The organism is Alkalilacustris brevis, assembly GCF_003350345.1.
Classification (GTDB): domain Bacteria; phylum Pseudomonadota; class Alphaproteobacteria; order Rhodobacterales; family Rhodobacteraceae; genus Alkalilacustris; species Alkalilacustris brevis.
The window spans coordinates 26,533-34,253 of the sequence record NZ_QNVJ01000081.1 but is presented as its reverse complement, the minus strand read 5'-3'; the positions used below and the strand labels follow the sequence as shown (position 1 = coordinate 34,253).

The 7,721-nt window shown below is 60.3% G+C and carries 5 protein-coding genes; 2 read left to right on the top strand and 3 right to left on the bottom strand.

All coding sequences use genetic code 11. The features are described 5' to 3' along the window. Window positions 1-207: 207 nt before the first annotated feature. The gene (locus DQ229_RS12880) at window positions 208-888 is read left to right on the top strand and encodes a YcbK family protein (RefSeq protein WP_114966667.1); all 681 of its coding nucleotides are present in this window, start codon (window positions 208-210) and stop codon (window positions 886-888) included. Beyond that, window positions 888-1,145, top strand: coding sequence for a hypothetical protein (locus DQ229_RS12875; protein WP_114966666.1), 258 nt, complete (start codon window positions 888-890; stop codon window positions 1,143-1,145). The genes DQ229_RS12880 and DQ229_RS12875 overlap by 1 nt, the downstream gene beginning before the upstream one ends. 465 nt (window positions 1,146-1,610) lie before the next feature. Here DQ229_RS12875 and DQ229_RS12860 read toward each other — a convergent pair whose 3' ends face one another. Genes DQ229_RS12860 through DQ229_RS12850 form a run of 3 tightly spaced genes read right to left on the bottom strand, consistent with a single transcriptional unit; the run spans window position 1,611 to window position 7,696 of the window. Beyond that, entirely contained in the window at window positions 1,611-4,586 is a 2,976-nt protein-coding gene (locus DQ229_RS12860; protein WP_114966663.1) for a type I restriction endonuclease subunit R, read from the bottom strand. Further along, window positions 4,573-6,666 (bottom strand): NADAR domain-containing protein, encoded by a 2,094-nt coding sequence (locus DQ229_RS16655; RefSeq protein WP_202909583.1) that lies wholly within the window; start codon window positions 6,664-6,666, stop codon window positions 4,573-4,575. Before DQ229_RS16655 ends, DQ229_RS12860 begins: the two co-directional genes overlap by 14 nt. Continuing rightward, window positions 6,650-7,696 (bottom strand): phosphoribosyltransferase-like protein, encoded by a 1,047-nt coding sequence (locus DQ229_RS12850; RefSeq protein WP_114966662.1) that lies wholly within the window; start codon window positions 7,694-7,696, stop codon window positions 6,650-6,652. Before DQ229_RS12850 ends, DQ229_RS16655 begins: the two co-directional genes overlap by 17 nt. Window positions 7,697-7,721 lie beyond the last annotated feature (25 nt).

Here is a 7,721-nt window from a genome sequence, read left to right as displayed (position 1 = left end):
ATCCACGACATGCGCAACCTGATCTTCGCCGCCTTCCAGCGCAAGAACGGCGGCTGACGCCAGCGGGCGGCGCAACGCAGCGCGCGCTCGCAGCAGCGGGTGCAACCCGGCGCTGGCAGCCTCACACCCAAGCAATCCTGACTCCGCCGGCCGCCCCGCCCGGGCGGCGGACCCTTTCGCATACCCTTCAGTCCAAGGAGAGGTCCCATGTCCGACCCCATCCGTACCTTTCGTCATTTCCGCGAGGTGCCCGACAGCCTCTGGCGCTGGAAGAACTTCTCGCCTGCCGAGATCGCCTGCCGCGGCACCGGCCAGCTCAAGCTGCACCCGGACGCGCTGGACAAGCTCCAGGCGCTGCGCGACCGGCTGGGCAAGCCGCTGATCGTGCGCTCGGCCTATCGCTCACGCCAGCACAATCGCAATGTCGGCGGTGCGCCGCGCTCGAAGCACATGGACGGCACGGCGTTTGATATCGCCATGTCGAACCATGATCCTGCGGCGTTTGAGTCCGCAGCCCGCGAGGTCGGGTTCCTCGGCTTCGGCTTCTATCCGCGCTCGGGCTTCATCCATATCGACCTTGGCCCAGCGCGCCAGTGGGGCGAGCGCTTCCCGGCGCGCGCGGTACCGTTTGCCGCCGAGACCCCGCCCGCGCGCGAGGCGCTGGCCGAGAGCCGGACCTTGAAAGGCACCGGCGCAGCAGGCGTGGCGACCGTCGGTGCGGCCGGGGTCGAGGTCGCACAGGAGGTGCTGGCCGAGGCGCAGGACGCGGTCCTGCCGCTGGTGCCCCACCTCGACACCGTGCGCTGGCTGTTCATCGTGCTGGCGCTGGGCGGGATCGCCGTTGCCGTCTGGGCGCGGGTCGACGATTGGCGCAAGGGCCTGCGCTGATGTGGGCAAGTCTCCCGGCCGGCCTTCTGGCCCGGCATTGGGCACGACGGGCAGCGGCTCTCGCCCTCGTCGCGCTCACCATCACCCTGTTCATTCTCAACCTGCGCCGCACGGCCGAGCGCGCAGGCCGCGCCGCCGAACGCCTTGAGACCAGGGAGAAAGCCAATGATGTCCAACGCCGGATGCTGGAGGCGGCGGCTCGCCGCCCTCGCGGTCGTAACGAGCTGGCTGAGCGGCTGCGCAGCGGACGGTTCTGATCTACCCACCGCTAATGTCTGCCCGACCGTTAGCGAGTACAGCCGCGAATTCCATGCGCGCGCGGTCGAAGAACTCGAGTTGCTGCCGGACGGGTCCGTCATTGCCGAGATGCTGGTCGACTACAGCGTTATGCGGGATCAGGCGCGAATTTGCCGCGCTCGCCGCCGATAACTGTGGCAATAAGAGAGGTGCGAACACAAATCCCACTAACATGTTGAAAGTAAATGGAAAAAAGGCGCACTAGTGAGTGTGTCTACTGTGCTATAGGAGCCGCTCGATGCCCCCCAAGTATCCAAACATAACGGTTCAACTGACTGGGCATGACAGCAATGCCTTCATGATCCTTGGGTTGTGTCAACGGGCCGCCAAAGGCGCGGGTCTCTCGAAGCAAGAGATTGCCGCGTTCTACCGGGAAGCCACAAGTGGGGACCATGACCATCTGATCCAAACCACCATGCGCTGGTTCAACTGCGAGTAGCGGCCGAACCGGCCTGTGCCGCCTTTTCGGCATAGGTCGCCGCGAAAATCGTCTCCGAAAGCCATTTCTTGAAAGATGGATTATCGCTGAACTGCTTGAACAGCTCGGTATGGTCCGACAGAAGCTCGATGACGGCGCGCTCCAGTGCCTTGTCGTGCTCGATACGGGCGTTCTGCTTATCCGAATTTTGCATCGCGTTCTGGTAGGCTTTGTCGGCCGCGACCTTGGTGGGCAACTCCTCAGCGATTACCTTCCCGATCTTATCGGCGTCTTTCCAGTCGATGTTGCCGAACATCTCGTTGAACGTCTTGAGGATGTTGCTGAGCAGGTCCAGTTCCGGCTCAGGCTTGCGACCGCCTCCGCCCAACGGCACAGGTCCGATTTCCGCGTCGGCATCGGGAAGCGCAATCGCCATCGTCGCCTGCGCCTCGACCCGGTAGCTGTCCATGTCGATGGCTTCTAGGATGCCCTTTGATAGATCCTGCTCCTCAGGCGCTGGCAATTTCGGCGTGAGGAAGTTCAGAAATATCGAGAGCTTCTCCCACTCCGCGTTCGTATAGGGCAGGATGGCCGCGAGGAATCCATAGGTGCGCGTGAAAGCCTTCGCCTTGCCCTTGACGTCCACCTGCCCATCTTCATCTAGGTCTGCCTTGTATACCGCGACACAGGCGTCGAGGATGGGGTCGAGCTTGTCGCGGTCGGCGCCGCCCAGATACAGCGCCACGAGGTCCTCCACTTGCTCCCAAGAGTAGACCTGATAGCCGTCGAGCCGTGCTTTCAGGTCGTGCAGCTTGTTCGGGTCGGTCTCCTCGCTGAGGATTGTTGTTCGGTAATAGTCTTCGAACGACGCCTTGATGCCATCCACGTCGTTCATAAAATCTAGCACGAAGGTGTCGTGCTTCTGCGGATGCGCCCGGTTTAGGCGCGACAACGTCTGCACGGCCTTGATGCCGGACAGAGTCTTGTCCACGTACATCGTGTGCAGCAGTGGCTCGTCGTAGCCGGTCTGGAACTTGTCGGCGACGATGAGGAACCGGTACGGGTCCTTCTGGATCAACTCTTCGATCTTGTTGCTGGGAAAGCCGTTGAGCGACGCCTCAGTCACCTTCTGACCGCCATATTCGTGCTCGCCCGAGAAGGCGACGATGGCTTGGTACGGGCTCTTGCGCTCCTTCAGATACTCCCCGAAGGCGTGAAAATACTGGATGGCCCGGTGGATCCCGCTCGTCACCACCATGGCGCGCGCGGCCCCGCCGATTTTGCGATGGGCCATCACCTGGTCGTGGAAGTGGTCGACCATGATCTCTGCTTTCTTGCGAATGGCATGGTCATGGGATTCGACATAGCGGCGGAGCTTCTTTTGCGCCCGCTTGGCGTCGAACTGCGGGTCGTCCTCCACGGTCTTCATGAGCCGGTAATAGCTCTCGACCGGCGTGTAGTGCTTGAGCACGTCGAGGATGAAGCCCTCTTCGATGGCCTGCTTCATCGAATAATTGTGGAAGGGGACGTGCCTGACTTTCCCACCCTCGGGGACCGCCGTGCCGAAAATCTCCAGCGTCTTGTTCTTGGGCGTGGCGGTGAAAGCGAAATAGCTCGCGTTCGGCAGCACCTTCCTCGCTTCCATCAGCCGGTTGATGGTGTCCTCGACGGTTTCGTCTTCCTCCTCGGCGCCATTCGCGGCAAGCGCGATGTTCATCTTGGCTGACGTCCGGCCGCCTTGGCTGGAATGCGCCTCGTCGATGATGATGGCGAAGGTTCGTCCGCGATGGCTGTCCCCGATTTCGTCAAGGATGAACGGGAACTTCTGCACCGTGGTGATGATGATCTTCTTGCCCTGCTGAAGGAACGTCCGAAGCTGTTGCGACCCCTCTGTGACCGCGCCGACGATGGACGATACCTGCGCGAACTGCTTGATCGTGTCGCGGATCTGTTTGTCGAGATTGCGCCTGTCGGTGACAACGATGACGGTGTCGAAGGTCGGCTTCCCGCCGGTCTCCAGCCCGATCAGCTGGTGGCCGAGCCAGGCAATCGAGTTGCTTTTGCCCGAACCTGCCGAGTGCTGGATCAGGTACCGTCGGCCGGCGCCGGCGGCCTCGGCGTCAGCCAGCAGCTTGCGCACCACGTCGAGCTGGTGAAAGCGCGGGAAAATCTGCTTCGGGGGCTTCTTCTTTCCGCGCTCGTCTGTTTCCTCGACCACCTGCGCATAGTTCTCCAGGATTTCGGTGAGGTTGCGCTTCGTAAGAACCTGCTTCCAAAGGTAATCGGTCTTCAGGCCATTCGGGTTCGGCGGGTTGCCCGCGCCGTCATTCCAGCCCATGTTGAAGGGCAAGAACCAGGACGCCTTGCCCTTCAGGTGGCTGCACATTCGCACCTCGTGATCGTCCACGGCGAAATGGACGACGCAGCGGCCGAACTGGAACATCAACTCCTTGGGGTCGCGGTCGCGCTTGTACTGCTCGATCGCGTCCTCGACCGTCTGCTTGGTCAGGCTGTTCTTCAACTCGAAGGTGGCGACGGGCAGGCCGTTGATGAACAGCGCCACGTCGAGTGACAGCTTGGTCGCATCCTTGGAATAATGCAGCTGTCGGGTGACGCTGAACACGTTGGAGGCGAACAGCTCCTCGGCCTTCGCGTTGCCGGGGGTCGGCGTCCCGAAGAACAGCTCTACCGATCCGGGGCCGTGCTTCACGCCGTTGCGCAGCACGTCGATGACACCGCGCTTGGCGATCTCGCCTTGCAACCGGTGAAGGAACTGCAGCCGCTTCGGCCCGTCTTCACCGATGCCGAGGGCATCGACAGCCTCCGGCTGCGTGGCGTTCAGGAAGTCGAACAGCTTGGCTAGGTCGATGGCGTGGTCCCGGTCGAAATCCTTCGATTCGCCACTGACGTAACCGGCCTCCTCGATCAGCGAGCGGACGATGAGGGCTTCGAGACCTTTCTCGCTGGTGTCAGTCGTCGGCATTGGCCCCCTCCATCACCTCGGCATCGTCACCTTCCAGTTCCTCCTCCAGCGCGTCGTCCTCGTCGGCGACCGGATCGTCCGCAGGCGCGGCGATCTCGATATGACGCACGTCCAGCTTGCCAGTGACGACATCGGCAATCAGGCGCTCGCGGTATTCTAGAATTCGATCGATCTCATCGCGAAGGCTCCGCCGAACCGACGCTTCAATCTCTACGAGGCGCTTTACCTTTTCTTGTTCAAGCATCGGTGGGATGCTGATCTTTTCTTTGAGCAGCGATCTGACGTTCAATGGGCGGTTCCGCCCTGCCGCTCCTCGCGAATGCAAATCGAGCAATAGGCTTCCGTAGTCAGAGCGTAGGAAAGCAAGCAGGTATGAAGTATCAACAATCCCCGCTATCCCTCTCAGGATCGGATAACGATGAGATGCAATACAGCCATCTGCGTCACTATCCGCCAACGCAACGGCACCTTCCCAGGCGAATTGGCCGCTGATGATTAAATCACCAGCTTCGATCCAAAAGAAATCTGAATCGCCAAGTTCATCCGCTAGGGTTTCTGGTTTCTTGAAGAGCCCGCGACCTCGATTAAAGAGTCCAACAGGGACAAAACTATCAGCCTCGGTCCGTCGAATAGGTCGACTGATAAGCTCAGTCGCAACCTCTAGTCTAGCTTCATAGGTACCCTGCGATTTCATGGCGTCAAAGGTCGCCAGTTTAAGTCGCTCGGAGGCAATCTCCGCGAGCTTGCGTTTGCTTCGAATTAGCCTGCGGACCCGCGCATCTTTGGCGCGAAGAAAGGCAACCATTCGCTCCTGCTCTGCGAGCGGGGGGCAAGGGAACGCGATGTCGAGGAACTTGTCGGGATAGAGCCGCAAACGGGATGCCCGGATGCCGGTCGAGCGGCAGATATACTCCCACTTCAGCATAGGGGTGCGAAGAAGGTAGTTGACGTACTCGGGCAAGAAGTCGTTCGAGTTCAGTGGTCGATAGACGCCATAGGCCGGACTGACGATCCCCACGTTCTTCGAGACGCCAAGTGCCGACATCCATGCCCACATCGTGTTGATGACGACATCGTTCGGTCGTGCGACCTTGTGGCCGACGTAAGACTCGGCCTTGAACATTGTCACGTTCTTCTGACTTCGCGGGGTCACTCCGGTGGTGTGAGAGACTGAAAGCAGTTCCTCCTCGCCAGTCTGCGAACGCTCATCGATTTCGCGAAAGAAGTACTTCGCACGCTTTTCCGACCAGTGCGCCGGGATTTCCCCCAGCCAATGCACTTTTGCCGCCTTGTAAGCGGGGTAGCGGCCGGGCTCGGCTACCGATTGGTCTGGCGCGGTGGATTGACGGGGCTCGATGGCATGCTCACTGGAAATCATTGGCTGCTCAAATAAGGAGGGCTGGGGGTCGCTGGGCCGCCGTGGGGCGGTCTCGGCCTGAGATGGCCGCCGAGGGGTCCAGCCGGGGATCTCGGCATTTGGCGCGGCCTGGACCGCCTCGATGGGCTGGCCGAACAGCAGGAACTCGGAAATCGCCAGAGGCTCGATGAACCGCAGGCTATCCGCCTCGTCGCCCTTCAACTGCTCGCGCAACTCCATCAGCAGCCGCCCCAGCACGTTCATGCCGACCAGCGAGCCATCGTCGGCAACCTTCGCTCCCCAGAAATCGTCTTTGCGGGATTGCTCGACGATAGGTCGGTCACCCGTCGACAACAACAGCCTGCCAAACTCGCGCCAGTTCTGCGCCAACTTCACGCGCAAGCTCCAGCGCATGATCTTGACCCGGACAAAGTCCCAATCGTGCCGGGAAACCCGCCGATACGGCTTGCTGCGCATCTTTGCCGTCATCGGGCTGTTCTCGCCGATGATGAGCTGCTGCACCTCGGGCATGTGCGGGAAGCGACACGCCTGGTACAACGCTTCCGACGTCTTGATGCGCACCCCGTTCACGCGCAGCGGAAAACCCGCCGCCATGTTCGACAGCCCTCCGAAGCGTTCCTTCGTCTTCAGGAAGACGACGCTGGTCTCTCGGTCATAGACCCGGGTCTGATTGTTGTGGGGCGCGCTAGAAGTCGAAGTCATCTAGGTTGACCTCTCGTTCATAGGTTCTGCGTTGCAGCAGGGGGTACCATCTGCTGAATGGGTGATTATGGTGAGCGTTGGGATCGCCCCACCACAGCGCCAGGGGAGCGTTGTTGGGGCAGTTTCGGTAGGTCACGATGGTCGACCCAAATCCCACACCAAAGCTGCTGAAACCCAAGGGCCGCATAATCTGGCTGGGGTTTTGACAGAACCCCCTAATCCTGACCCCAGCGCGAAGGAACTCGCGCTCGAGGAGTTGCCGCCCTTCTTCAGATGAGAATATCTCGATCTTTGGCTTGCCGCCCGGCTGACGAGGCTCAAGCGGGAAGCGCCCTTGTTGGGCCAAATAGGCTGCTACAGCAGGATCGTCTGGCACCGTTGCGGGCCAAAGAACTTCTGACACGTTACGGTAGGCTTTTCGATTCTCAATTCGAGCAGCAGCCCAAACATGAAGTTCGATCTCTTTTCCAGCCGCTGCGGCGACTTCCTTAAGGTTTTTCGTGCACTGCCATTCGCCGAGCGTATGGGTGGCGATTACCAATATGTGCAGAACAGCCTTTGCTGGCGCGGCATCCCTGATCCATGCAGTCAAGTCACTCTTCACACGCCCGCCGGTGAAGATCACGTCGTCAAGATAGATGTATGCGCCACCAGCAGCGCCGCACGCATCAATATCAAGGCCACATTGCTCCAACAACGACTCCCCAAATAGTCTCCTTATGTGGGTCTGGCTTTGACCGTTTTGCTGGATGTCTAAGAGATGTGCGCGTGACCAGAATCTTTCTGCATTATCGCCAGTCATGTCCTTGTGAATTATCTGGTGAGAAAAGAAGCCCTTGATCCACTCTTGTGAGAGGTAGGTTTGCTTTAGGACATGGTTCACTTCACGCAGGATCGGCAGCTGAACGCCAGCATCAAACTGATCGACCCAGCGTCCCACATGCTCTGGAGTCGGCGCTGGCATATCACCCTCGCGGTAGTCGGCGGTGGTCGTCGCTATCGACGCGAGCAGGTCGTCCCGTTCAGCCATGTCTCGGCCCTCTACTTGCGTAGCG